At 64.8% G+C, this 23,723-nt stretch carries 24 protein-coding genes; 12 read left to right on the forward strand and 12 right to left on the reverse strand.

Annotation, left to right across the window (positions count from 1 at the left end; genetic code table 11):
• Positions 1–79: 79 nt before the first annotated feature.
• From ACP7C5_RS05770 to ACP7C5_RS05795, 6 genes are all read right to left on the reverse strand, one after another.
• Positions 80–967, reverse strand: coding sequence for an alpha/beta hydrolase (locus ACP7C5_RS05770; RefSeq protein WP_426263503.1), 888 nt, complete (start codon positions 965–967; stop codon positions 80–82).
• Positions 964–1,647 carry a glutathione S-transferase family protein gene (locus ACP7C5_RS05775; protein ID WP_426263504.1) on the reverse strand — a complete coding sequence of 228 codons (684 nt, stop codon included), beginning with the start codon at positions 1,645–1,647 and terminating at the stop codon, positions 964–966. The genes ACP7C5_RS05770 and ACP7C5_RS05775 overlap by 4 nt, the downstream gene beginning before the upstream one ends.
• 4 nt (positions 1,648–1,651) lie before the next feature.
• A complete protein-coding gene (locus tag ACP7C5_RS05780; protein WP_426263505.1) occupies positions 1,652–2,287 on the reverse strand; it encodes a 3-oxoacid CoA-transferase subunit B in 636 nt (211 codons plus the stop codon).
• A gap of 1 nt (position 2,288) precedes the next feature.
• A complete protein-coding gene (locus ACP7C5_RS05785; RefSeq protein WP_426263506.1) occupies positions 2,289–3,146 on the reverse strand; it encodes a 5'-nucleotidase, lipoprotein e(P4) family in 858 nt (285 codons plus the stop codon).
• A gap of 143 nt (positions 3,147–3,289) precedes the next feature.
• Positions 3,290–3,991 carry a CoA transferase subunit A gene (locus tag ACP7C5_RS05790; RefSeq protein ID WP_133188680.1) on the reverse strand — a complete coding sequence of 234 codons (702 nt, stop codon included), beginning with the start codon at positions 3,989–3,991 and terminating at the stop codon, positions 3,290–3,292.
• Positions 3,992–4,056: 65 nt separating this feature from the next.
• A complete protein-coding gene (locus ACP7C5_RS05795) occupies positions 4,057–4,971 on the reverse strand; it encodes an SMP-30/gluconolactonase/LRE family protein (protein WP_133188678.1) in 915 nt (304 codons plus the stop codon).
• Between the two features lie 116 nt (positions 4,972–5,087).
• On the opposite strand from ACP7C5_RS05795, the gene ACP7C5_RS05800 reads away from it, so the two are divergent.
• From ACP7C5_RS05800 to ACP7C5_RS05830, 7 genes are all read left to right on the forward strand, one after another.
• On the forward strand, positions 5,088–5,456 hold the full coding sequence (locus tag ACP7C5_RS05800) for a BlaI/MecI/CopY family transcriptional regulator (protein ID WP_133188676.1): 369 nt from the start codon (positions 5,088–5,090) through the stop codon (positions 5,454–5,456).
• Positions 5,453–7,174 (forward strand): M56 family metallopeptidase, encoded by a 1,722-nt coding sequence (locus ACP7C5_RS05805; protein WP_426263507.1) that lies wholly within the window; start codon positions 5,453–5,455, stop codon positions 7,172–7,174. The genes ACP7C5_RS05800 and ACP7C5_RS05805 overlap by 4 nt, the downstream gene beginning before the upstream one ends.
• Before the next feature lie 80 nt (positions 7,175–7,254).
• On the forward strand, positions 7,255–8,121 hold the full coding sequence (locus tag ACP7C5_RS05810) for an MBL fold metallo-hydrolase (protein WP_426263508.1): 867 nt from the start codon (positions 7,255–7,257) through the stop codon (positions 8,119–8,121).
• A 16-nt stretch (positions 8,122–8,137) separates the two neighbouring features.
• Positions 8,138–8,830 carry a DUF4230 domain-containing protein gene (locus tag ACP7C5_RS05815; protein ID WP_426263509.1) on the forward strand — a complete coding sequence of 231 codons (693 nt, stop codon included), beginning with the start codon at positions 8,138–8,140 and terminating at the stop codon, positions 8,828–8,830.
• 104 nt (positions 8,831–8,934) lie between these two features.
• The gene (locus ACP7C5_RS05820) at positions 8,935–9,708 is read left to right on the forward strand and encodes a hypothetical protein (RefSeq protein WP_426263510.1); all 774 of its coding nucleotides are present in this window, start codon (positions 8,935–8,937) and stop codon (positions 9,706–9,708) included.
• A gap of 51 nt (positions 9,709–9,759) precedes the next feature.
• Positions 9,760–10,770 (forward strand): quinolinate synthase NadA, encoded by a 1,011-nt coding sequence (gene nadA, locus ACP7C5_RS05825; protein ID WP_133188668.1) that lies wholly within the window; start codon positions 9,760–9,762, stop codon positions 10,768–10,770.
• Between the two features lie 23 nt (positions 10,771–10,793).
• A complete protein-coding gene (locus ACP7C5_RS05830) occupies positions 10,794–11,063 on the forward strand; it encodes a DUF6894 family protein (RefSeq protein ID WP_426263511.1) in 270 nt (89 codons plus the stop codon).
• Positions 11,064–11,077: 14 nt separating this feature from the next.
• Here the strand turns inward: ACP7C5_RS05830 and ACP7C5_RS05835 are convergent, their stop codons facing one another.
• A complete protein-coding gene (locus tag ACP7C5_RS05835; RefSeq protein ID WP_426263512.1) occupies positions 11,078–11,803 on the reverse strand; it encodes a Crp/Fnr family transcriptional regulator in 726 nt (241 codons plus the stop codon).
• A 247-nt stretch (positions 11,804–12,050) separates the two neighbouring features.
• Between ACP7C5_RS05835 and ACP7C5_RS05840 the strand changes: the two genes are divergently transcribed.
• From ACP7C5_RS05840 to ACP7C5_RS05855, 4 genes are all read left to right on the forward strand, one after another.
• Entirely contained in the window at positions 12,051–12,308 is a 258-nt protein-coding gene (locus ACP7C5_RS05840) for a DUF6894 family protein (protein ID WP_426263513.1), read from the forward strand.
• Positions 12,309–12,403: 95 nt separating this feature from the next.
• Positions 12,404–13,252 carry a carboxylating nicotinate-nucleotide diphosphorylase gene (nadC, locus tag ACP7C5_RS05845; RefSeq protein WP_426263514.1) on the forward strand — a complete coding sequence of 283 codons (849 nt, stop codon included), beginning with the start codon at positions 12,404–12,406 and terminating at the stop codon, positions 13,250–13,252.
• A 64-nt stretch (positions 13,253–13,316) separates the two neighbouring features.
• The gene (locus ACP7C5_RS05850; RefSeq protein WP_189674895.1) at positions 13,317–13,742 is read left to right on the forward strand and encodes a hypothetical protein; all 426 of its coding nucleotides are present in this window, start codon (positions 13,317–13,319) and stop codon (positions 13,740–13,742) included.
• Positions 13,739–14,455: a ribonuclease T2 family protein gene (locus ACP7C5_RS05855; protein WP_426263515.1), complete on the forward strand. Its 717-nt coding sequence runs from the start codon at positions 13,739–13,741 to the stop codon at positions 14,453–14,455. The genes ACP7C5_RS05850 and ACP7C5_RS05855 overlap by 4 nt, the downstream gene beginning before the upstream one ends.
• 34 nt (positions 14,456–14,489) lie before the next feature.
• Here ACP7C5_RS05855 and ACP7C5_RS05860 read toward each other — a convergent pair whose 3' ends face one another.
• From ACP7C5_RS05860 to ACP7C5_RS05870, 3 genes are all read right to left on the reverse strand, one after another.
• Positions 14,490–14,903 carry a DUF4112 domain-containing protein gene (locus tag ACP7C5_RS05860; RefSeq protein WP_133191972.1) on the reverse strand — a complete coding sequence of 138 codons (414 nt, stop codon included), beginning with the start codon at positions 14,901–14,903 and terminating at the stop codon, positions 14,490–14,492.
• 24 nt (positions 14,904–14,927) lie between these two features.
• A complete protein-coding gene (locus ACP7C5_RS05865; protein WP_426263516.1) occupies positions 14,928–16,409 on the reverse strand; it encodes an ABC transporter substrate-binding protein in 1,482 nt (493 codons plus the stop codon).
• 440 nt (positions 16,410–16,849) lie between these two features.
• On the reverse strand, positions 16,850–19,240 hold the full coding sequence (locus ACP7C5_RS05870) for a DUF3772 domain-containing protein (RefSeq protein ID WP_426263517.1): 2,391 nt from the start codon (positions 19,238–19,240) through the stop codon (positions 16,850–16,852).
• Between the two features lie 355 nt (positions 19,241–19,595).
• Between ACP7C5_RS05870 and ACP7C5_RS05875 the strand changes: the two genes are divergently transcribed.
• On the forward strand, positions 19,596–19,874 hold the full coding sequence (locus ACP7C5_RS05875; RefSeq protein ID WP_426263906.1) for a DUF4031 domain-containing protein: 279 nt from the start codon (positions 19,596–19,598) through the stop codon (positions 19,872–19,874).
• 662 nt (positions 19,875–20,536) lie between these two features.
• Here the strand turns inward: ACP7C5_RS05875 and ACP7C5_RS05880 are convergent.
• Together ACP7C5_RS05880 and ACP7C5_RS05885 are read right to left on the reverse strand one after the other, a co-directional pair.
• Positions 20,537–20,719 carry a hypothetical protein gene (locus ACP7C5_RS05880; protein ID WP_426263518.1) on the reverse strand — a complete coding sequence of 61 codons (183 nt, stop codon included), beginning with the start codon at positions 20,717–20,719 and terminating at the stop codon, positions 20,537–20,539.
• A gap of 840 nt (positions 20,720–21,559) precedes the next feature.
• Positions 21,560–23,296, reverse strand: a complete 1,737-nt coding sequence (locus ACP7C5_RS05885; protein ID WP_426263519.1) for a radical SAM/SPASM domain-containing protein — start codon at positions 23,294–23,296, stop codon at positions 21,560–21,562.
• Positions 23,297–23,723: the final 427 nt, after the last annotated feature.

Genomic DNA, 23,723 nt, shown 5'->3' on the forward strand with positions numbered 1-23,723 from the left:
CGACGGCGGGCGGTCCTGGATATTTCCGCTGCACAACGGATGCGATTGTTCGCAAAGGCCAGTTGCGCACGTGCGCGGCTCAGCGCGCGGGCATCGTCCGGTTCAGGAAGGCGACGCTGTCGGCGAGCACCGGCGCCTTGCCGCGGAACGGCACCGACAGCGCCATCGCGACATTCTCGTGGTTGATGCCGGGATAGTTGCGGAACTCGACTGCGCCGCCTTGTGCTTTCAGCGCAGCCGTCAGATGGATTGCGTTGCGTGGGCGCACCTCGGTGTCCTCGGTCGAGGTGACGAGCAGCATCGGCGCGGCGTCACCGCGCGCGAAGTGGATCGGCTGCGTCATCAGCGGGTCCTTCGCGCCCTGCATCGCGTCGATCGAGCGCTTCTTGTCGAACGGGTAGAAATCGTACGGGCCCGACAGGCCGACCGCGGCCTTGATGATCCTGGGGTCGACTTGCTCGGCCGCCAGCCAGCGCGAGTCGAGCGTCAGCATCGCGACGGTATAGGCGCCCGCCGAATGGCCGGCGACGCCGATGCGCGTCGGGTCGCCGCCATATTCGGCGATATGGTCGCGCGTCCATTTCACCGCCTGCGCGCCGTCCTGGAGCATCGCGGGGAAGCGGATTTGCGGGACCTTGCGGTAATCCGGGACCACCACGACGAAGCCGTTTCGCGCAAAGGCGCGCGCGGCGAAGGCGTAGCCCTGGCGCGTGCCCGCGACCCAGCCGCCGCCGTACCAGAAGATCAGCACCGGGCGCCTGGTCACCGGGCCGGCGGGGCGCCACACGTCGAGCGTCTGGCCCTCGCTCCCGAAGGGGATCGCGGTGCCGGCGCGTTCGGTGCCCGAGCCGCCGCCCATCGCCGCGTCGAGCAAGCTGAGCTGGCCGGGCGGCGAGACGAGCGCGTAAAGCGCTCCTCCGGCGACGACGAGGAGCAGCACGATTCCCGCCAGCGCCCAGCGGATCATGCGCGATGATCTGCGGTGATCGTACCCGCTGCGGCGAGCTCGGCCTCATGCGCCGCCTCGCGCCAGCTTTCGGTGAGCGCGGCGCTTTCCCATTCGCGCATTGCCGGATGCTCGAGGATGTGCGCGACCCACGCAGCGCCCGCGGCGCCGACATCGAGGCCATAGGTGCGCACGCGGAAGGCGACGGGCGCGAAAAAGGCATCGACCGCGCTGAACGCCGGGCCGGCAAGCCACGGCCCGCCGAAGCGATCGAGCCCCTCGGCCCAGAGTTCGGCGAGCCGCGCGATCTCGCGGGCGAGCGCCGGGGTCGGGGCGGGAGGGCTCACCCGAACGCCGACGTTCATCGTATAGGCGTTGCGCACCGCGCCGAAGCCGCCGTGCATTTCGGCGGTGGCGCACTGCGCCCATCCGCGCGCCGCTTCGTCTTCGGGCCAGACGCCGGGGTGCCGCTCGGCGAGATAGAGGACGATGCCGAGCGAATCCCACACGGTGCGGTCGCCGTCGAGCAGCACGGGGACCTGCCCGGTCGGCGAAAACGCCCGGAAGGCGTCGTAATTGACCGCTTGCGTGAAGGGCTCGAGCCGATCCTCGAACGGAATCTCGAGCGCGCGCAGCAGCAGCCACGGCCGCAGCGACCAGCTCGAATAATTCCGGTTCGCGGTGATCAGCGTGTAGCCCATCGCCTTACACCGCGTACTGCGCGGTGGTCTTGGCGGCGATCTCGTCGGCGGTCACGCCCGGCGCCGTCTCGATCAGCTTGAACGGCGACTGGTGGTCGGGCCGCTGGAAGACCGCGAGATCGGTGATGACCATGTCGACGACGTTCTTGCCGGTCAGCGGCAGCGTGCAGGCCGGGATGAACTTGGGGTCGCCGTTCTTCGAGCTGTGCTCCATCACGACGATGATCTTCTTGACGCCGGCGACGAGATCCATCGCGCCGCCCATGCCCTTGATCATCTTGCCCGGGATCATCCAGTTGGCGATGTCGCCATTCTCGGCGACTTCCATCGCGCCGAGCACGGTCAAGTCGATATGCCCGCCGCGGATCATCGCGAAGCTCTGGTCCGAGCCGAAATAAGCCGACTGAGGCAACTCGCTGATCGTCTGCTTGCCGGCGTTGATGAGGTCGGCATCCTCCTCGCCCGCGAGCGGGAAGGGGCCGATGCCGAGCATGCCATTCTCCGACTGGAGCGTGACGGTGACGCCCGCGGGGATATGGTTGGCGACGAGCGTCGGGATGCCGATGCCGAGGTTGACGTAGAAGCCGTCCTGCAATTCGCGCGCGGCGCGGGCTGCCATTTCGTCACGAGTCCAGGCCATTCTATTTCTCTCCAGAATTGGTGGGCGTCCAGCGCTTGTCGGCGGGGAAGACCTGGTCGATCCCGCCTTTGAGTGCGGTGCCGTAAACGGGGTTGGGCAGGACGAACCAGAAGCGGCCCCACATGCCGTGGATAGGAGGCGACGAGGCCACCGCGCGGCGCTGTTGCGGGGTGCCGGTGAACAGGTCGGAGAAGTCGCCGAGCTGGTCGCCGCCCATCGCCACGACGCAATAACGCGCGGCGATCGCCTGGCGGCGGGTGTCCTTGCCCGAGCCGCTGCCGAGATCGCCCTTCAGCCACAGCGTTTCGCCGTGTTTGGCGGTGCCGAGGCCGGCGTGGGCGATCGCCTGCTCGGTGAAGCTGGCGGTCGCGGCGGAGCGGTTGGTGTTGAAGACGACCGTCACGCCCATGCGGCGGAGCTCATTGACCGCGCCGATCGCGCCGGGGACGGCTTCGACGCGGTCGACGCCGGCTTGCTCCCATTGCTGCCACAGCGCGGCGTCGTAAGGGCGCCCGGGGTGCAGCGCGTCGTCATATTCGAAGCCGAGGTTGAGCAGTAGCGTCTCGTCGACGTCGAACACCACCGCGCGGGGGCGGTCGCCGCAGGGGATGGTAGCGGGCTGGTCGAGCGTGGCACCGGGCACGAGGACCGCCGAGGTGCGGTCGGTCATCGCCTTGGGATCGGCCTTCTCGCTCGCGATGCGACGGCGGACGGCGTCGACCAGGACGTTGTAAGCCTGGTGATCGAGTGCTGCGGCTTCGCCCGAGCCGTAGAGGAATTGTATGCCGGGGGGGATGGTGGGGGCGGCTGACACGGGCGCGACGGGTGCCTGTGGCACGGTCGTACATGCGGACAGCATCAACGCGAGCGCTACCGCTATCCCCCTCCCGCTTGCGGGAGGGGTTAGGGGAGGGAATGACCTGGAAGCTTGGGCGACGCCCGAGACAGGCCCTCCCCCAGCCCCTCCCGCAAGCGGGAGGGGGGAAGAAGACGCGAGGTGTATCACGCCGCCTCGCGGACGGTGCGGAATTCGATGCGCTTGTCGTATGGGCTGCCGATGATCATCCGCTTCACATAGATTCCCGGCAGATGGATGCAGTCGGGATCGAGCGAGCCGACCGGGACGATCTCCTCGACCTCCGCGACGCAGATCTTCCCCGCGGTCGCCATCGGCGCGTTGAAGTTGCGCGCGGTCTTGCGGAAGATGAGGTTGCCGCTCTCGTCGGCCTTCCAGCCCTTGATGATCGACAGATCGGCGCGGATGCCGCGCTCGAGGATGAACTCCTCCCCGTCGAAGACCTTCACTTCCTTGCCCTCGGCGACGAGCGTGCCGACGCCGGTCTTGGTGTAGAAGCCGGGGATCCCGGCACCACCCGCGCGGCAGCGCTCGGCGAGCGTGCCCTGCGGGCAGAATTCGACCTCGAGCTCGCCGCTCAGATATTGCCGTTCGAATTCCTTGTTCTCGCCGACGTAAGAACTGATCATCTTTTTGACCTGGCGCGTGCGGAGCAGCTTGCCGAGGCCTTCGCCGTCGATGCCGGCATTGTTGCTGGCGATCGTCAGGTCCTTGGTGCCGGCGTCGCGGATCGCGTCGATCAGCCGCTCGGGGATGCCGCACAGCCCGAACCCGCCGGCGCAGATCGTCATGCCATCATGGAGCAACCCGTCGAGCGCTGCTGCCGCATCGGGATAGAGTTTCTTCATGATGCATCGACTCCTTGTTTTGGAGCGCGATAGGCGGGGCGGGGGCATCGATCAATAAGGGGGGATCAATATGCGAGGCGCAACCCCGGCCGCGGCCATTCCATGCTCACGAGCTGCCCGGTGCCCGACAGCGTGATGTAGGCGGTGCGCATATCGGGTCCGCCCCAGCAGATGTTGGTGGTGAACGGATCGGGCGTGGCGACGAAATCGACGAGTTCGCCCGCAGGCGAGATGACCGAAATTCCGCTCTCGCCGATCGTCGCGACGCAGATATTGCCGCATTCCTCGACCCCGAGCGAATCGAAGAATTTATAGCCCGCGGGGCGATAGAGCGGGATGCCGGGTCCGCCGAGGCCGGCGGTGAGATCGACCTCGCCCGGCGCAGTGATGTCGAACGCCATCAGCCGGCAGGTATAGGTCTCGGCGGCGTAGAGCCGCTTGCCGTCGGGCGAGAGGCCGATGCCGTTGGGGTTCTCGCTCGGGAATATCACCTCGGCGAGATGGCGCCCGTCGGCGTGCGAATAGAAGATGCCCGTGACGTCACGCTCCCGCTCGCGCGTCTTGCCGTGGTCGGTGAACCAGAAGCCGCCGGCATCGTCGAATACGATGTCGTTGGGGCCGCGCAGGCTGCAGTGGAAGTCGCCGTCCTTGTAGAGCACCTCGACCTCGCCGGTCTCGATGTCGATCCGCTCGATCCGCCCGCCCGAATAATCATCGGGCTGGCCGTGCGGGACGAGCAGGCCGCTCGGGGTTTCGACATAGTGGAACCCGCCATTGTTGCAGCAATAGAGCTTGCCGTCGGGCCCCAGCGCCAGGCCATTGGGGCCGCCGCCGGGTTCGGCGACGGTGGTCTTGGTGCCGTCGGGATGGACGCGCGTGATGCGGCCGGCTTCGATCTCGACGAGGATGACGCTGCCGTCGGGCATCGCCACGGGGCCCTCGGGAAAGCGCAGGCCGGTCGCCAGGGTGGTGAAAGTCATCGCTCCGCTCCTGTTTTTTGGGGCAGCCTATCCCTCCTGCCGGGACGAGCAAGCAGGCACTTGACTACAGACGTAATCGATACGATTACATCCGTAGTCATTACGGAGAGCGACTCGTGGCCGAACGCATCAGCGATGCCGAACATGCAGTGATGGAAGTGTTGTGGGACGAGAGTCCGCTCACCGCGCAAGACGTGGCCGAGCGCATTCCCGACACGCGCGAGTGGAGTGCCAACACCGTCAAGACCTTGCTCGGGCGTCTGCTCGCCAAGAGCATCATCGCGCATGAACAGGATGGCCGACGCTATCTGTATCGTCCGCTCGTGAAGCGGGAAGACTATGTCGCGGGCGAATCGCGCAAGTTGATGGATCGGCTGTTCGGTGGCAGACTGAGCCCGCTCGTCGCGCACCTCGCCGACCGCGATGCGCTCACCGCACAGGATATCGCCGAGATCGAAGCACTGCTCAAGGAGCTCAAGGCATGACCGACTGGATCTCGCCAAGCTGGCTGATCGAAGCGCTGATCGGATCGAGCGTATTGATGGTCGCGGTGTTGCTGTTGCGGCGCCCGGTGCGCAAGGCGTTCGGCGCCGATGTCGCGTATGCGCTGTGGCTGCTCCCGGTGCTGCGGCTGGCGCTGCCGCCGCTGCCGAGCGCGTGGCATGACGCGGCGGTCGCGCCGGTGCTGCACGCGACCGAGCAGATGAGCGTGCTGTTCGCCGAGCCCGTCGCAGCCGCGACCGCGGCGTCGGCGCCGGCGCAGGAATGGCTCGTTCCCGTGCTCGCCGCACTGTGGATCGCGGGGGCGGGGGCGTTCGTCGCGTGGCATGCGCTGGCGCATCACCGCTTCTGCCGGCGGATGCTCGACCAGGCCGCGAGCAGCGAAGAGCATAGCGGCGTGTACGTGATCGAAACCGGCGCCGCGAGCGGTCCGCTCGCCTTCGGGGTGTGGCGCCGCTACGTCGCCTTCCCGCACGATTTCGCCGAGCGCTTCGAAGCCGAGGAGCGCGATCTCGCGCTGGCGCACGAGCTTGGCCATCATGCGCGGGGCGACCTGATCGCCAATTGGGTCGCGCTGGTCGTGCTCGGGCTCCACTGGTTCAATCCGATCGCCTGGCGCGCCTTCCGCGCGTTCCGCGCCGACCAGGAAATCGCCAACGATGCGCGCGTGCTCGCCGGCATGAACCCGATGCGCCGCCACACCTATGCCTGCGCGATCCTCAAGGCGGCGCATCCGAGCTTCCTCGGCGGCACGGTGTCGGCGACCTGCCATCTGCACACGATCGACGATCTGAAAGGAAGGTTGAAGATGTTGACCACGACCAGGACGTCGCGCACCCGGCTGCTGGCGGGCGCCGGGATGCTGACGTTGCTCGCCGCGGGTGGGCTTGGCCTCACCGCCTCGGGCACCGCCGCCGCCGCCAAGGTGCGCAGTACGGTGGAGGCGGCCACGGGGGTCGATCTCGCGAGCCTCGACCAAGCGGTGGCTGCCACGCCGCCGGCCGCCGCCGTCCCTGCGGCCCCGTCTGTCCCGGCCGCGCCACGCCCGGCACCGCGGATGCGCGAGCACGTCGAGGCTTCGGATATGCCCGGCCCGGGCCTGCCGCCTGCACCCGAGCCGCCACTCCCGCCGTCGGACGTCGCCGATGGCGTTCCGCCCGCGCCGCCTGCACCGCCGATGCGCGCGACTGGCAAGTCCGGCCCGGGCATGACGACGATGGTCACGGTGACCAAGGACGGCAAACGGGTCGTCCGCTATGGCCGCTACGTAAAGCTCAACCGTGATGGCAGCGCGACGCTGGTCGGGGAGATCGGGGCGATGCCGCCGATCCCTGCGATGCTTGCGAGGCCTGCGATCGGATCGATGCCGCCCATCCCGCCGATGCCGCAAGTCTCCTCGCGGAATTGCGGTCCGCGCGGCAAGGACGGAACGATGGTGATCAAGGAGCGCAGCGCGATCCGGCAGCGCATCATCATCTGCACCGATCGGATTGCTGCCGCGGCCGCCAAGGGGGCTGCGATGGCTGCGAACAGCAAGGACATGGAGCGCAACGCGTACAGCCATGCGCTCGACGGGCTTAACCGCTCGCGCGCGCACGTCATGGCGTCAGCGGCAATGACCGCCGCGCAGCGCAAGGAAGCGCTCGCCGGAATCGATACCGCGATCGCCGAACTCGAAGCGGATCTCGCGCACGCACGATAAGGCCTGGCGGGAATGGCTGGGCACAAGCTCCGACGGGTCGCGCCCTTGCCTTCGCCGGCGCGACCCGCCATTTCGATGCGATGAGCGAGCAAACCCCCGGCGTGCCCGAGCAGCTCGAGCCTCTTGTCGCCCGCCTGCTCGCGCCCAATCCGTCGCCTTTCACACATACCGGCACGCAAGTGCATCTGGTCGGGACGACCGATCTCGCGGTGATCGACCCGGGACCCGACGACCCAGCGCATATCGACGCGATCGTCCGTGCGATCGCCGGGCGGCCGGTCCGCGCGATCGTCATCACGCACACGCACCGCGACCACAGCCCGGGCTCCCGCCCGCTCGCCGCCGCGATCGGCGCGCCGATCGTCGGCTGTGCGCCGCTCGCGCTTGATGACGCAGGGATCCGCGCCGATGCGGCGTTCGACCGCGGCTATGCGCCCGACCGCGTGCTCGCCGAGGGGGACAGCGTATGCGGGGAGGGGTGGACGCTGACCGCGGTCGCGACGCCGGGGCATACTTCGAACCATCTCGCCTATGTCCTGCCCGAGGCGCAGGACGGCGCGGGGGCGCTGTTCAGCGGCGATCATGTGATGGGCTGGTCGACCAGCATCGTCTCGCCCCCCGACGGCAACATGACAGCGTATATGGCGAGTCTGGAAAAGCTGCTCCCGCGCACCGAGGGGATCTATTACCCCGCGCACGGCGACCCGATCGCCAGCCCGCAGCGCCTCGTTCGCGGGATGCTCGGCCATCGCAAACAACGCGAGGGGCAGATCCTGCGCAGCTTGCGCGACGCGCCCGCCGCGATCGGCGAGATGGTCGCGCGCATGTATGTCGGGATCGATCCGCGGCTGTTCCCCGCCGCCGAGCGATCGGTGCTCGCGCATCTGATCGACTTGCGCGACCGTAATCTCATTCGTCACGTCGACGACTTATGGCAAATTCGCTAACAAGAAAGCGATTACGATGATCAGAGTGCTAAAGTTGATTAGTGGCCTTATCGTCGTTGCATTTGCGGTGGTTGGCGTAAAGCTTGCGTACGATCGGTATATCGACGATCATACCGTGAGTTCTGATGATTCTGGATACGTGATTGCTCAGGTGGTCGCTGCAAAATTGTATGGCTCTAGCGATCTTCGTGTTAGCAGACTTCGTGGTACAGTCCAAGGTGTCGCCGTCGATGCCAGGTTTTTCGATCTGTTGCGATCGCAGAGAATTATGAAAGCTCCTTTTCAAGTAGGTTATTTTGTGGACCTTTCAAAGATTTCTCCGAACGACTTTCGTTACGACCCCCAACGTCGAATTCTTTTCGTGGAAGCGCCGTCAATCCGCATTGAGGAACCTAACATTGATGAAACCCGAATTTCATTAGATCGCACAAGCGGCTGGTTCGTCACGCGGGAGGCGATGATCGTCTTGCAACGTCGTGCCTCTGTTAGTGCTGCTCGCGTGGCTACTGTTGAGGCGCGGAAGCCCGGAAATGTAGAATTGGCAAAACAGAGCGCACGCAGAGCGCTGGAGACCCTATTTTCCGGTTCGCTGAGCGCTGCTCGCATCGATGCAACTGTTAAGATCCATTTCGCGGATGAGGGCCGTGAAAGCCCCGAAGTGTGGGATACGACCAAGTCGATCGCCGAGGTTCTCGCCAACCGCTCCTGATGGATGTTGGTGCCTTAGGCCCGATACACCCGCTGGTGCGACGTGTCTTGGCCGCTCGACTGTGATAAGAAGCGCCCACGAGTCGGTTTCATCGGGGGGTGGGCATGGCAACTATCGCAGCGCCGGATACGATCGTGCGAAGCGACGATCGTTTCTTTCTCGTTACGTCCTATCTCATGGCGTTGGTCGTCTTTGCGGGCTTTTCCTTTGCGCTGGCGAGCGGCCGGTCGAGCTTCGCCTCGCCGCCGATCGTCCACGCCCACGCGCTCGTCTTCATGGGCTGGGTGGTGCTGTACGTCGCGCAGAACAGTTTGGTGTCGCGCGGCGCGATTGCACTGCATCGCGGGCTGGGCTGGATCGGCGCGGGCTGGGTCGTCGCGATGGTGGTGCTCGGAACGCTCGTCACGACGCGGCTGGCGCAGCTCGGGCGCGTGCCGCCCGTTTTCCTGCCGGCGCAGTTTCTCGTGTTCGACCCGCTGCTGATCCTGACCTTCGCCGGGCTGACCGCCGCGGCGATCGTGCTGCGGCGATCGACGCAGTGGCATCGCCGGCTGCATTATTGCGGGATGGCGCTGCTGCTCGGGCCCGCGTTCGGCCGCCTGCTGCCGCTGCCGTTGCTCATTCCGTATGCGTATGAGGTCGATTTCCTCGCGGTCCTGATCTTCCCGCTGATCGGCATCGCCGCCGACATCCGCCGCTCGGGCAGCGTCCATCCGGCGTGGTGGTGGGGGCTCGGGGCGATCGTCGGGTCGACGGTGCTGGTCGAGCTGATCACCTTCAGCCCGCTCGGCGCGGCGTTCTACGCGGCGGTCGTCGCTGGAACACCCGGCGCGGCGGTCTCGGGCTATGCTTTCCCGCCATTCCCGGGAATGCCTTGATCCCGCGCGCGCGTGCGTCCATTTGACGACCTCCACGACGAGGAACTGACTATGGACGCGCGCAACGGGATCGGCGGGAGCCTGACGGGATTGGATCTGCGCGCCGAGATCGACCGGCTGCGGACCGAGCGCAACGCCGTCATCCTCGCGCATTATTACCAGAAGCCCGAGATTCAGGACCTGGCGGATTTCGTCGGCGACAGCCTCGATCTTTCGAAAAAGGCCGCGGCGACCGACGCCGATGTCATCGCCTTTTGCGGCGTGCGCTTCATGGCCGAGACCGCCAAGATCCTCAGCCCCGACAAGATCGTCGTGCTGCCCGACATGGATGCCGGCTGCAGCCTCGAGGACAGCTGCCCGCCCGACAAGTTCGCGGCGTTCCGTGCGGCGCATCCCGATCACATCGCGCTGACCTACATCAACTGCTCGACCGAGGTGAAGGCGCTCAGCGACGTCATCGTGACGAGCTCGTCGGCCGAGAAGATCCTCAGCCAGATCCCGCTCGACCAGAAGATCATCTTTGGCCCCGACAAGAATCTGGGCGGCTATCTCGCGCGCAAGACGGGGCGCGAGATGCTGCTGTGGCCGGGCGTGTGCATCGTCCACGAGGCGTTCAGCGAGACCGAGCTGCTCAAGCTCCAGCTGCAATATCCCGGCGCGCCGGTCGCCGCGCATCCCGAATGCCCGCCGTACATCCTCGACCATGCCGATTATGTCGGGTCGACCAGCGGGATCCTCGCCTTCGCCGACACGATGCCCGGCGACACGCTGATCGTCGCGACCGAGCCGCATATCATCCACCAGATGCAGAAGGCCGCGCCGCTCAAGAATTTCATCGGCGCGCCAGGCGCCGACGGCAACTGCAACTGCAACATCTGCCCGTACATGGCGCTCAACACGCTGGAAAAGCTCTACGTCGCGCTGCGCGACCTGACGCCACGCGTCGAGATCGAGGAAGGGCTGCGGCTGCGCGCCAAGAAGAGCCTCGACGCGATGCTGGCGATGGCGAGCGGGACGGTGGGGATGGGCGATCTTGGCCCATTACGTGTGTCCGGCGACTGATTGAGTTTATGGAAGCACCCCCGATGCTATGCGAAACCATCGGGATGCAGCGCTATTTCTTTCATGTCCTGAACCAGACCTCGTACGTTCGCGACGAGGTCGGTGCCGAACTGGCGTCGCTCACGCTTGCGCGCGCGCGGGCGTCAGACGCGGCGGGGGAGATCCTGACCTCGGATCTGCGCGAGGGAAAGACCGACATCGTCTTCGACGTGCACGTCGAGGATGACGAAGGCGCGCGCTTCCTGACGGTCCACATTGTCGCGACCGTCGAGGCTGGAGCGCCGCCGCACTGACGCGCCGGCTTCGGCTATGACGAGAGGTGCAGATAGCGCGGGTTGAAATCGCTCGCGTCGCGCAGTGCGTCCCAGTTCAGGATCTTGATCTGGCGCCGGTCGCGCGAAATGAGGCCGCGCTGCGTCAGCGCGCGCAGCACACGATTGACGTGCACCGGGGTGAGGCCGACGGCGTCGCCGAGCTGCTCCTGCGTCATTGGCAAATCGTAGTGTCGCTCGTTCGCGCCGGTGGTGATGTGGAGCCTGACCGCCAGTTCGCACAGCAAATGCCCGACACGACTGTGCGCGTCACGCCGCCCCACATTGACGATCCATTCGCGAGAGATCGACGCGCTGATCAATGCTTCGGTCCACAAGGCCGTGCCGATCGCCGGACGCGTCAGCGCGAGCTTGCGCAGCGCGGCCGAGTCGATCTCGGCAACGCTGCTGCGTGTCAGAGCCTGGACGTTATGATCAGACTCGCTGAGGAAGAGATGCTGCAAATCTATGAAATGCCCTGGTATCTCGATCGACACGATTTGGCGGGCACCCTCGGTCGTCAATTTCTGGCGATAGCAGAAACCCGACAGCAGGAATGTGCAGCGCGGGGGCGGCGCGCCCTCGCGCACGAGATAGCTCGAGGTTTCGACCTCGCGTCGCGTGTACGCCAGGGCGCGCATCGCGCTACGGTCGTCATCGGTCAGGGTCGCGCGCGATTCGAGTCGGGTGACGATCGTTTCGAGAACAGGATCGAAATGCATTGGCCCTCCGCCGGGGCGGGAGCGTAAGCATCTCACAGTCGCCTAGGACCCTGTAGCGGTGCGCGGTATGCCGCGCTTTAGCGTGGATCGTTCTGGCTGCGCCTATCAAATATCAATACTCTCAATGCGGTGCGCGGTTTTCGGTAGAGCGCGGAGGGGCGCAGTGATAGGCTCGGAGCGAAGCCGAACCGACGGACCGGCGTCCGTGAGACGCGTATCCGTCTCTCGTCTTATGCGAGGAGCGTATATGCCTCGGTGGTATTTCCACCTGTATCAAGCCGGCGATCTTTTGCTGGATCCCGAAGGCGTCGAGATTGCCGATCTTGCCGAAGTGCGGACACGAGCGGTCGCGTGGGCGCGCGATATCATTGCTGCCGATGTGAGGAACGGAGCGCTCTATCTCGACACGCGGTTGTGTGTCGCGGACGATCGCGGCGCCACTGTGCTCGACATCGCCTTTGCCGATGCGATCGCTGTTGTGCCCGGCCGCGATACGGTCGCCTGACTCGGTCGCCGTTGCGCGCCGAGCGGCAATTTCTGGCCTGATCGCCTGCGCCATCCTATAGCGGCCCGCTTTCCACCCCGCTGCCGGAGGCTGCCGTGCGCTTCACCCTCGATCGCTTCGATCTCACTGCCTTTGTCGCCGCCACGCTGGCCGAGGATCTCGGTCCGGGCGGCGATATCACGTCGAGCGCGGTCATCCCGGCGGATGCGCGCTTTACGGGCGTGATGGACAGCCGCGACGCGATCGTCGTGGCGGGGTTGCCGATTGCCAAGGCGTTCTTCGTGGCGCTCGATCCGGCGGTCGAGATCGAGCGGCTGGTCGAGGATGGCGAGCGCGTTGCGGCCGGGACCGCGCTGCTCCGGCTGCATGGCCTGGCCCGCGCGATGCTGACCGCCGAGCGTTCGGCGCTCAACACCGTCCAGCATCTGTCGGGGATCGCGACGATGACGCGCGGCTATGTCGATGCGATCGCGGGGACCGGCGCGACCTTGCTCGATACGCGCAAGACGATCCCGGGCCTGCGCGCGCTCGAGAAATATGCTACGCGGATGGGCGGGGCGACCAACCACCGCATGGGGCTGTGGGATGCCGCGATGATCAAGGACAACCATGTCGCGGTTGCTGGCGGCGTCGGCCCAGCGGTCGCGCGCGCCGTCGCGGCGGGGATCGCGCGGATCATCGTCGAGGTCGATTCGATCGCGCAGATCGAGCCAGCGCTGGCGGCGGGCGCGACGCACCTGCTGCTCGATAACATGGACCCGCCGATGCTGCGCGCGGCGGTGACGCTCGTCGCCGGTCGTGTCCCGACCGAGGCATCGGGCGGGGTGCGGCTCGACACTATCCGCGCGATCGCCGAGACGGGCGTCACCTATGTCAGCGTCGGTCGGCTGACCCAATCGGCGCCGGCGGCCGATATCGGGCTCGATTTCACTACGCTCGGATGAGCCATTGCGCGGGGCGCGCTCGGCGCTAATCTGACGCGCAAGGGCTTCTAAGGGGGGAAGAATCGTGGAGCGTCCAAACGCCATCGTGCTGTTCGAGCGCTGCTATCTCGGCGGGGTCCTCGTCGGGTTGGTCAATGCCGCGCTGTCGTGGAACGCGAGCGTGACTCGGCTTACCGAAGATCCGGTGGCAGCCCAAATGGGGGCGTCTTTCGGGGTCGGTACGCTGATCGGCGGGATCCTGCTCGGGCTCCTGATTTCGCTGTTCCTGTGGTACTTCACCGCGCGCGCGCAGTCGGTCGTGACCAAGTGGTTCATCACCGTGTTCTTTGCGATCGGCGCGCTCGGCTTTGTCTGGAGCGTGGTGCGCGGCACCAGCCCGCAGGGGATTGGCGCGGTGCTTTCAGTCGTCGCCTTGGTCCTCGATGGCATCGCCGTCTGGCAGCTGTTCAAGCCCGAGAGCAAGATCTGGTTCGGGGAAAGTGTCGCATGAAATTTCTGTCCAAGGCCGTCGTCGTCGCAGCGCTTGCGCTGCCGGGTGCCGTCAGCGCGCAGGCGCTGCAATGCAGCGTGCCCGCGAGCTTGCCGCGCCCGCATCCCGATCTTGCGTCGGACAAGCAACCCCAGCGCGTCCGCCCGATCACCGGCTACACGCTCGCGCTGACCTGGGCCCCCGAATATTGCCATGGCAATTCCAACGATCCGGCCAAGAGCTTTCAATGCGGCGGCGGCAACCGCTTCGGCTTCACGCTGCACGGGCTATGGCCCGATGGCGTCGGGCAGGAATGGCCGCAATATTGCGCTGCAACGCCGCTACTTTCGCCTGAGCTGATCAAGCAGCATGTCTGCGCGACCCCGTCGCCGCAACTGCTCCAGCACGAATGGGCGAAGCACGGCACGTGCATGGGCATCACGCCCGACGCCTATTTCGCGCGCTCGAACGGCCTGTACGGCAAGCTGCGCTATCCCGACATGGACCGGCTGTCGCGCCGACCGCTGACCGCCGGCCGGCTCGCCAGCGCCTTCGCCGCCGTCAATTCCGGCGTCCCGGCGAGCGCGGTGCGCGTGACGGCAAACAAGAAGGGCTGGCTGGACGAGCTGTGGCTGTGCCTCGACAAGAGCTTTGCCTATACGCGCTGCGTTGCCGGATCAGGCGGGCTGGCGAACGCCGACAGCGTCAAGGTGTGGCGCGGACGGCGCTTTTGAGCGCCGCCCCCGCCGACCGGACACTGCTTGCGCGTCAGCGCGCGTCGATCACCGCCGTGGCGGGATAGTGTTTGTCGAGATGGCGCTTGATGATTTTCAAGTTGCGCGTGTTCGAGCGGAACAGGAAATCGGGGATCGCGCCGATGAACGGCACCGCTCCGAGCACGAAATCGATGCCGACATTGCCGAACATCCGCGCCATCTGCGTCTTCGACATGCCGAGATTGCGCGCTTCCCACACCATCCACGCGCCCATCGCGGCGCCGACCGCATCGCCGCCGATCGGGATCAGATCGAGGATCACGTCGAGCCCGACCTTGCGGTTGATGCCCGGAATGGTGAACAGGCCCTCGAGCAAATGCTCCATCGCCTCGATCCGTTTACGCACCGCCGCAGGGTCCTTGCCCGCATAGCGCGCTGCAAAGTCGCCGAGCGGCGGGGGAGTCATGCGAGACGTGTTGGCCATGTCACCTCAATTGGAATCGTTGCGCAAGTGACTCAACGGGTGCCACGCGCGCGAGTTCCCCGTCCACGCCTTGAGCCCGACACTGACCAGTGACCAGCGGAGCGGACGCGCGAGCGGAATGAACGCGACATCGGCGGCCAGCGCGGCATCGGCGGCGGCAATCTGCTGCGCGCGCAGCCGCGGGGAATCGGCTTCGCGTGCCGCCTCGATCGCCGTGCTCGCGGCTTCGCTGCACGGCTGGCAGGCGGTGGCGACGTACCAGCGGCCGCTGTCATACGGCGCAACGGCGTCGACCAGCCGCAAATCGGCCGCGGCATCTGGCGCGACGCGCTCGGGCTCGATGCCGAGCGACAGCAACGCCGCCCCGACATAGCCGAACAGCACCGTCCCGCCGGGGCCGCGCGGCACCGCAACGCGCAGCCGGATATCGCCGGGATTGACCGTACGCCATTGATCGATGCGCGCGCGCGGCGAGGGGTCGCCCTCGGCCGGCGCTAGCGACCATCCGGGCACCGCGGGCGGGGCGGCCGAGTCGAGCTGTTCGGGGAGGAGCTGCGTATCCGGCGCCCAGTCCGCCGCGATCGCCGCGACGAAGCCCGCGCGGTCGATCGCGCGCGCGATCGCTGCACGGTTGCCGACATCCGCGAGCACGCCGCTGCGGTCGACCACCGCGAGCCCGAACAGACCCGCCGCAGGATCGAAGCGGCGGTTGGCGGGGGCGATCTGCGTCGTCATCACGAGCGGCCAATCGTCGAAGCTGCCGCCAGTGACGAGCGCGGTCTCGCCGCGCGTGAAGCGCACGATCGCGCGCGCGGCGCGCTCGCCGATGAGCTGGACGTTGGCGGCGGGGGAGGGTTCGACCGGCTCGTCCTCGACCGCGCGCGCCGGGTCGAACGCCGGGCGCAAGGTGACACTGTGGCGGCGCTGCGCGATGACGCGATACGGCCCGCTGCCGCTCGGCGGCTGGACGCGGAAGATCGCGAGCTCGGGCTGCGCGAACAGTTTGAGCAGATCGGGGCGGGGGCGCTTGAGCCGGATCTCGATGACTTCGGGGGTCATCTCGACGATCTCGTCGATCGCGGTGAGGAACGGGCGCAGCGGGTTGCGCGATTGCGGCGCGAGCTGGCGGCGCAGCAGCTTGACGACTTCGGCAGCGGTGACGGGCTGGCCATCGGCCCACTCGCCGCCGCGCAGCCGGAAGATGTAGCTGGTGCCGTTGTCGATCACGCTCCAGCGCTTGGCGATCCCGGGCTCGACCTGCCCGGTCGCATCGAAGCGGACCAGCCCCTGCGCCGTCGCATCGAGCATCAGCCGCGCCGGCGTGTCGAGGACATCGCGCGCCGGGTCGGCCAGGGTCGGTGCGCCGCCGATGGCGCTGACCACGACGGGCCCGGTATCGGCGCGCGGCGTGCACGCGGCGAGCGCGATCAGCGTGGCGAGGCCGAGGGTCTTGCTGGTCGGCACGAGGCGGGACGGCGCGGGCTTCATCCGCGCGTCTTGCCACGCGCCTTGGCGGAGCGCCACCGTGGACCGGCCGGTGGCGTGCGGACAAGCTGGCGGTTTCTCTGGCGGCGCTCTCGGTGTTCGTGGCCCCGCAAACGTGGGTCTCGACCGAGTTGATCCGCCCTATAGAGGTGCGGCGCGCGCCAGACGCCGCGGCACCAGCAACCGCCTCGTCAAACTTTGCCGACACCGTCGCGCCGGCAGCGCTCACCGACGCCGTCAATGGTGCCAAACGGCCGCGACCAGGAAACGCGCGACCAATATCGGCAACGCTACGGCCGATCCGCTCGCGATGCGCTATGCAGCGGGGCCTTATGGCGGGACCGGGTTATCCGTCGCCCGCCGCATCGCGCCGCTTGCCGGTGTGGACGATCAGGTCGACGGATGTCGACGCCGTCCAGGCCTCAAGCATTCGCGAGCGGCCATCACGGAGCATGGGGGGTAAGATCGGTCCCCGCAGCGATCAGTTCGAGCCGCTGCGGAACCGTGCCAATGTCGATCCCTGCGGCCCGGAATTGGTCGAGCAACGTCATCAACACCGTGCTGCGCGCGGCATAGACCGCGCGCTGATTGGCGACGTGGCCAAAGCAGTTGAATTCGATCCGTCCTTCGGTGAGCCCGTCGATGAAGACCTTGGGGGGCGGTTCGTCGAGCACGGCAGCATCGCTCGCAAAGGCCTCCTGCACCATGGTCCTCACCTGGCCGGCGTCGGTATCGAGCGGGACCGAGAATTTGATCTGGATCCGCCCCAGCGGGCCGGCCATCGTCTTGTTGAGCACCGACTTGGTGATCAGCTCGGAATTGGGGACGATCAGCGTCGAATGATCGGCCAGCTCGATTTCGGTCGAGCGGACGCTGATGCGCTTCACGTCGCCCTCGTCATTGCCGACGCGGACGAGATCACCGATCTTGATCGGGCGCTCGGCCAGCAGGATCAGCCCCGACACAAAGTTCTGCGTAATCGCCTGCAGGCCGAACCCGATGCCGACCGACAAGGCCGATAGCAGCAACGCGACTCGCTCGACCCCAATGCCGAGCGATGCGAGCGCCCAGATAAAGGCGACCGCAATCGCGACATAGCGCGCCACCAGGCTCACCGAATTGCGACCGCTCCCGTCGAGGTCGGTGATCGGCAAGTAGCGGTTTTCGAGCCAGCCCATGAACGCGCGGGTGAGCGCCAGGCCGATGCCGAGCACGACGATCCCGCGCAGGATCGTTGCCGGCGAAATCGAAACACCCCCCACTTCGATGCCCTGCGCGAGCACCCCGAGCCGCCCGAACACCGCCGCAAGACCCCCGCTGCCCCCGAACGGCGACACCAGCAGCCCAAGCGCGACGCACACCAGCACCAGGCGCAAGACGGCCGAGAGCAGGACGCCGAACTGGTCGATGACGCTGCCGCGGACCCCAAGCGCGCGGGTCAGCGTGACGCCGAGCCGGCTCGACCGCGTGAAGGCGCTCGTCGCGACATCGTCGACCGCGGCAGTCATCAGATACACGGTGGCGCCGAGGATCGCCGCCCAGGCGATGACCTGCGCGGTGAACAGGCTGAACGCGATATAGCCGAGCAACAGGGCGGTCGACGCGATGAAGACGAGCACCCACACCACGAGCAGCACGATGCCGACTCCGGCGCTTGCGGTCCCATTCGCGGCATCGTCTTGCGCCGATCGTTCGGCGCGCAGCCGCCCCAGCACCAGCAGGAACGTTGCGATCAGCAGCAAGTGCAGCAAGGCAATCAGCGTCTGGCTCGCGACCTGAGCAGCCTGGCTCGCGCCGATCGCGGTATCGAATGCCGACAGCAGGATCGTGCCAAACGACAGTCCTGCGAGGATCCAGGTGAGCGGCCTCACGCGCGCCGCCGTCTCGTCGTCGATCGCGGCGATCCGCCATGAGGGCTGGCGGCGCATGAGCAGCGCTCCGCTGACGGCGGCGGTAAACGCACTGAAGCCCGTCGCGAGCACGACCGCATCCCCCATGCCGGCCCACCGCAGCGGGAGCAGTCCCGACCAACGCAAGCCCTGCATCACGATCATCGCGGCGAGGAGCGGGCACAGCGTCCCGATGATCACGCGCCACAGCGCATTGGCCGATCGCCGCACGCGGCGCCCCGGCGCGCCTTCGACCAGAACCTTCTGGCCGAGCGCGCGCGCCCAGATCCGCACGGGGAGGAAAACGACGAAGCCAAGCACGAGGCCAAGCAGCGCTTGCCAGGGCAGGCCATGGCGCGCGCTGCCGATCTGATCGATGCCCTGCTTGAGAAAGAGACCGACCCGCTTGATGTCGCGCGGGAGCGAAGCCAGCAACGTCTGCCAGAACGTCGGCGCCAGCGGCGACGCCGCCTGGGCCGAGATCTTCTCGTTGAATTGCTGCTCGCGGCTTTGTTCGATTTCGTCGACCAATTGTTGGGCTTCGACGCTGGCGAGCCCGGCGCGCTTGGCGGTCGCATCGAGCGCGGACCGCTGTTGCGTCAGCGCCGCGCGTTGCGCCGTGATGTCGGGCGCTTCGGTCACGCCGGGTGCCGCGGGGCCGAGCCCGGCAATCCGCGCATCGAGCAGCGTGATCTGATCGTCCAGCGCGGCGCCGACGTCCTTGGCGACTTGCTGTGCGGCGAGCGCGCGCATGCGCAGCGCCTTTTGCGCGTCAGCGTCGACGCGTCCGTCGAGCGCGCGATCGACTGCGCGCAGCTCGGTCTCGGTTCGCGCGAGTTGGACCGAGAGCGTCACGGCAGGCGTCTGCGCGGCCAAGGGCTGTGCGATCAGGATCGAGAAGGCCAGGATCGATAAGGCGAGCGCGCCCAGCAGTCGTTTTCTCATGATATCCGTCCAAACACCGCACCCGCCCTGCTCGACTGGAACGCGGGGCGCCAGCGACGTATCCGATGCTGGGCGATCACACTACCGCTTTGCCCCGGTCGACGCGGTGCGGAGGGGACTTGCGCCGAGTTTTCAAAGCGGGTCGGTGTGGACCTTCAGCAGGGAAGCAGGCCGGACGTGAAGACACCGTCCGGGCGGCCGCGCCCGCACGGCACGAGACAAGATGGGGTGTCGGGATGAATGGGGCTTCAGGCGCTGCGGGCTCAAACAGGAAAAGCGATTACAAAAAGATTTCAAGCTGGTGCGGACGGCGGGACTCGAACCCGCACACCCTGAGGGCGAGGGATTTTAAGACCTGCCTTTTTCTCGCCTTTTCAACGTTGCGTCCGACAGGTTTTCGAGATGTGCCTCGCTTACCGTACGAGAGAGGACACGATTTGTCGGAACGTGGGGACGCCCGGCGAGCGTCTTCGTCGACGACGTCCGACATTCGTTCGGCCGCATGGTGATGTGCAACATGTGGGCAGACACCGAGGCCGAGTTGCTCGCGATGGCCGACACGGTCAGCGTGCAGCGGAAGTGGATCCAACGTCACCCAACCCTGTCGTTCGGCAAGCATCGCGCTGCGTCGTGAGTGCATTTCGACGTCTCGCTTGGCGCGAACGCGAAGGCGATCGCCGCCGGTGCGGTCCCGACTGACAAATCCGGGCCGACTGAGTTCACCTCGCGGCACCGCCTCCAGTCGGCAAACCCGGCAACGCGGAAGCGCGCGCAGCTTATCCTCGAACGGGTCGCGGCGTGCCGCGCAATGACAAGCGCCATCCCCTCGCTAACGCCCGAGATCGCGCGCCTTGGGGGTGACGGAGTATGAGTGACGCTTCCAAGACTGAGAGGATAGAAAAGCAGGTCGCTGTGTATCGGCTGTTAGGGCAACGAAGGTTGGTCGTACCGCCTGGCGGAGGCTTAGGTTCGCGACCAAGAATATCGCCCATCCCCAGTTAAGATCGAAGAGAAAACCTAAATATGAGGCTATTATGTGCGAACCCGTCTCACTTTTAGTGATGCTTTAGGTTATGTCAGTTAGATTTCGTGGGATGGGCAGCAGGCGCGAAAAAGAATTGATGGCATTGGTTTAGCAGCAACTTGGGGGCACCCGACAGCCGGATTACTCGAATGCAGAATGCGGTCATTGCGGAGCACGGTTCAAGAATAACGATGGCCCGGCCAGGGGCGGTTTTGCCCTGTGCCCCGCCTGTGACGCGCGCGCCTAGGGCTCTGGTGGAGTGCAAGGTTGCGCTAGTCCATCGAGCGGCCGTCGAGATCGTCGTGCGCGTGCGACAGCTCGACTTCGCCCACCAGCAGCATGCCGTCACTCTTTGTGAAACCGCTGCTCGCATCAATCATCTCGTCGGGGCAGCTGCCGAGGAATTTCTGAAAACGCTCAATCGCTTCGTTCACATCATTGGGTATTTGCATCATTGGGTTCTCGCAGCCTTGGAGATGCGAAGCGTATGCGAGATGCACGATGGCGTCGACCGCTTGATCGCCGACGTCGTCTGTGTCGCGCGAAACCGGAGCGCTAGGACGGATGCTGGCACTTGAACCCGCGCCGCATCATTGACGAATGCAATGCAGACAACGGCTAGGCTCAGCTCGCGTTCGCTCATTCGGTTTGGAACAGGCATGCCAGAAAATCGCGACGGGGTTTTTGATGATGTGTCCTTATCTAAAGGGCCGCCATTTTAAAGAAATAGCCGGTGACATTTCCTTTCCAAGTAGGCCTTGTGCCAGCCTTTTACTTAGTTTCGCGAGCTTTCTTTTGAAAGTCGGCCAAAGCTTTTTCGGGAGAAAGATTCCAATCTTCGAAATCGGTTTGATCGATCGTTAGTTTGCGCAGTCCTGTCGGGGACAGAACGTCAGTTTCGCCATCCGAGAGAACGGTATTTTTGATATGCAAGTGGATGTCTCTGTCATCTTCGAAAAATACCGCAGCTTTAGCCCAGTAAAGTCCGCATCCATCTAAAGTTATTTTTTTTGCTTTTTGTTATGGTAGCCGCCTCCAAAATCGAGCCTATCGATCTCTATATTGCCGATATCACCGTTTGATCGTAAAAACTCTCTATCCGTCAAATCTGTGGCGTCCGTTATGGTCGCGTCTCCAATCGCTCTACTTGAAATGATCTTCGGACCGCTCGGTGTCTACATCAATCTTGATGACGATATCGCCACGCAAGCGGCTATTGATGGTGGAAGCGAGTATTCCCAAGAGGAGATCCAGCTGTAACCGGCTGCCATTCCTGCCGAAGAGTCCCAGAGCTGCTAGATGAGGTCGGTTTGGGTGACGAGCACGCCCCCGAACACGATATCGATCGGACCGTGTTTGAAGATTCGAAATTGAACGTGCCCCGCCGTCTCTTGTCGGAACGTGATGTCCGTGCCGTGATCTAGTTCACCCAGCCGGAGGACTTTACTTTCCATGACCTTTGTGCCGTCGCCGTCGGTCGCCTCAACAACGATATAGGCAGCGTCTTGGGTGAACGGAGCATCAGCCTCCGGAGCACTTTTCAAGCTGAGCTCGAAACTGGCGTGGAATTCGCCCCGGGGCAGTTCGGAATATGGACCGTAGATTACGCATCCGTCTGACCCTCCCGATCGCGCAACGATCGAGTGATCGCCTTCGCGGACCACATCCATACCCAAACGGAACGCGGCAGGTGGAAATGAGATGTGCTGCGGCGAGGCGTATCCCTTGAGGCCCTCGATCAACATGCGGACTGCAGGGGACTGATCCACTCGACAATTTTCGCACGCCTTTTTACTAGCCCATTCACCACGCCGGAATGACTCAGCAAGCGACGATCGCCTTTCGCCTCCGAACACCGCGGCGAGCGTCTGATTTGCCAGGTTGCCGAACACCATCGATTTAGAAAAGTCACGACAGCATGGAACGACGTCACCATTCCAGTCTATGAAAACGTTCGCCTGCAAATCGTTCGGGCGGCATGACTCTGCTGTCGGCGCGAGAGCAATATCTCTGAATAACCCTTCCGGACGGCATCCACTCGACAAGGTTCCCGGGTTTAGATAATCGCTGTTTCTCCCGCGGTCGAACAGATCGCTAAGACTGAAGAACGAGTTGATATTTTCCTTGTGTAGGGGGGCGGTGAGCGAGATATGATCGCGCTGCTTTTCATCTGCCAAATCGAGCAAGGCTTGAATCTTTGGGAAGACTTTCGCTGCCTTCAGCGGACGCATCATCTTGTTATATACGACTGGATCGGCCGACTCGACATGGACCGAAATGTGGTCAAGTAGAGTTATCATTTCGGCATGCTTGGCCGGGTCGAAAAGCGCGCAATTCGTTGAAAGAGATATCCTGCAATCGAGGGTTTGCCGGATATAGCGGAGGCGTTCGATTAAATGCGGATCATCCAAAGGTTCTGCGAATAGGGCGAAGCAGATTTCACCCTTAAATCCGCCTGCGCGCAGATCATCAATTAGCCGCTCAAACATTTTGATGTCCATGCGCCCGCTCGGCATGCGCATACCGGGTTTATTGGTCGGGCAATGAATACATGAAGCATTGCAAACGCCTGTCGTACCAATATGCAATCGCTCAACTTTGGTTAAATCGAACGGTTTGACAGCGGGCTCGAAAAAATCCTTACGACAGATTTTGCTGCTGGTGGCATCGACAATCGTCAGTCGTCTCAACAGCGTTGTTTCACAATTTGCGCTTACCTCCCCACTTATCTCGAGCACTCCGTATTCGACGACGTCGAAAGAAATCATGCTCTCGTCCGACCGGCGCGGGTTATCCTTGGTCGCGCTGAATTCGTCACGGCCTATCTCTTGGCCGCTCTGCGCGTCGCGGACTATAAGCGTGACAATCTCGCCCGAGGCTTTTTCGGATTGGCAGATGTGGATGCGCGCCGCGTATCGACCTGCCGGCAAGGTGATGAACTCGCTGAAAAAGCGACCGCCCCAGTTTTCCACATACGGTGAGCTTCGTTCACGAAAAGGCCGGTGGAGGCGGTGATTGCGTTCGATGCGCACGTCGAGGTACTCCGATAGGCATGAGGATGACTCAAGCTGCTGCGTTCACAATCGCGAGCCTTGTTGCGTCATGGTTCACATTGTCGCAACAGAGATTTCCTCTTTGCTTTGAACATGCTGTCCTTTACCCACACCACTCGGCCTTCAACGATGTCATCGTTTGAGTCTTGCCACTTCATTCGGGACCCGAGGATCTCCCGCAATTGCGGCGAGCTGCTTGGAACGACGGCGCGCCTTCCACTGCCCCCATGCGAACGCAGTAGCGCCAGTCACGGCAGCGACTGCCGAGAGGAAGTCGCTCGATTGCATGTAGGCGACGAACCCGGTGAGATCGCGTTTGGACACGAAGCCGCCATCGCCGAAACCATCCTAAGCGTTAGAACGACGCCGCGAATCGCAGCCTCGGCCTGATCGCGCGCAGGGCTAG

It is taken from the genome of Sphingomonas sp. PWP1-2, from assembly GCF_049898305.1.
Lineage (GTDB): Bacteria > Pseudomonadota > Alphaproteobacteria > Sphingomonadales > Sphingomonadaceae > Sphingomonas > Sphingomonas glacialis.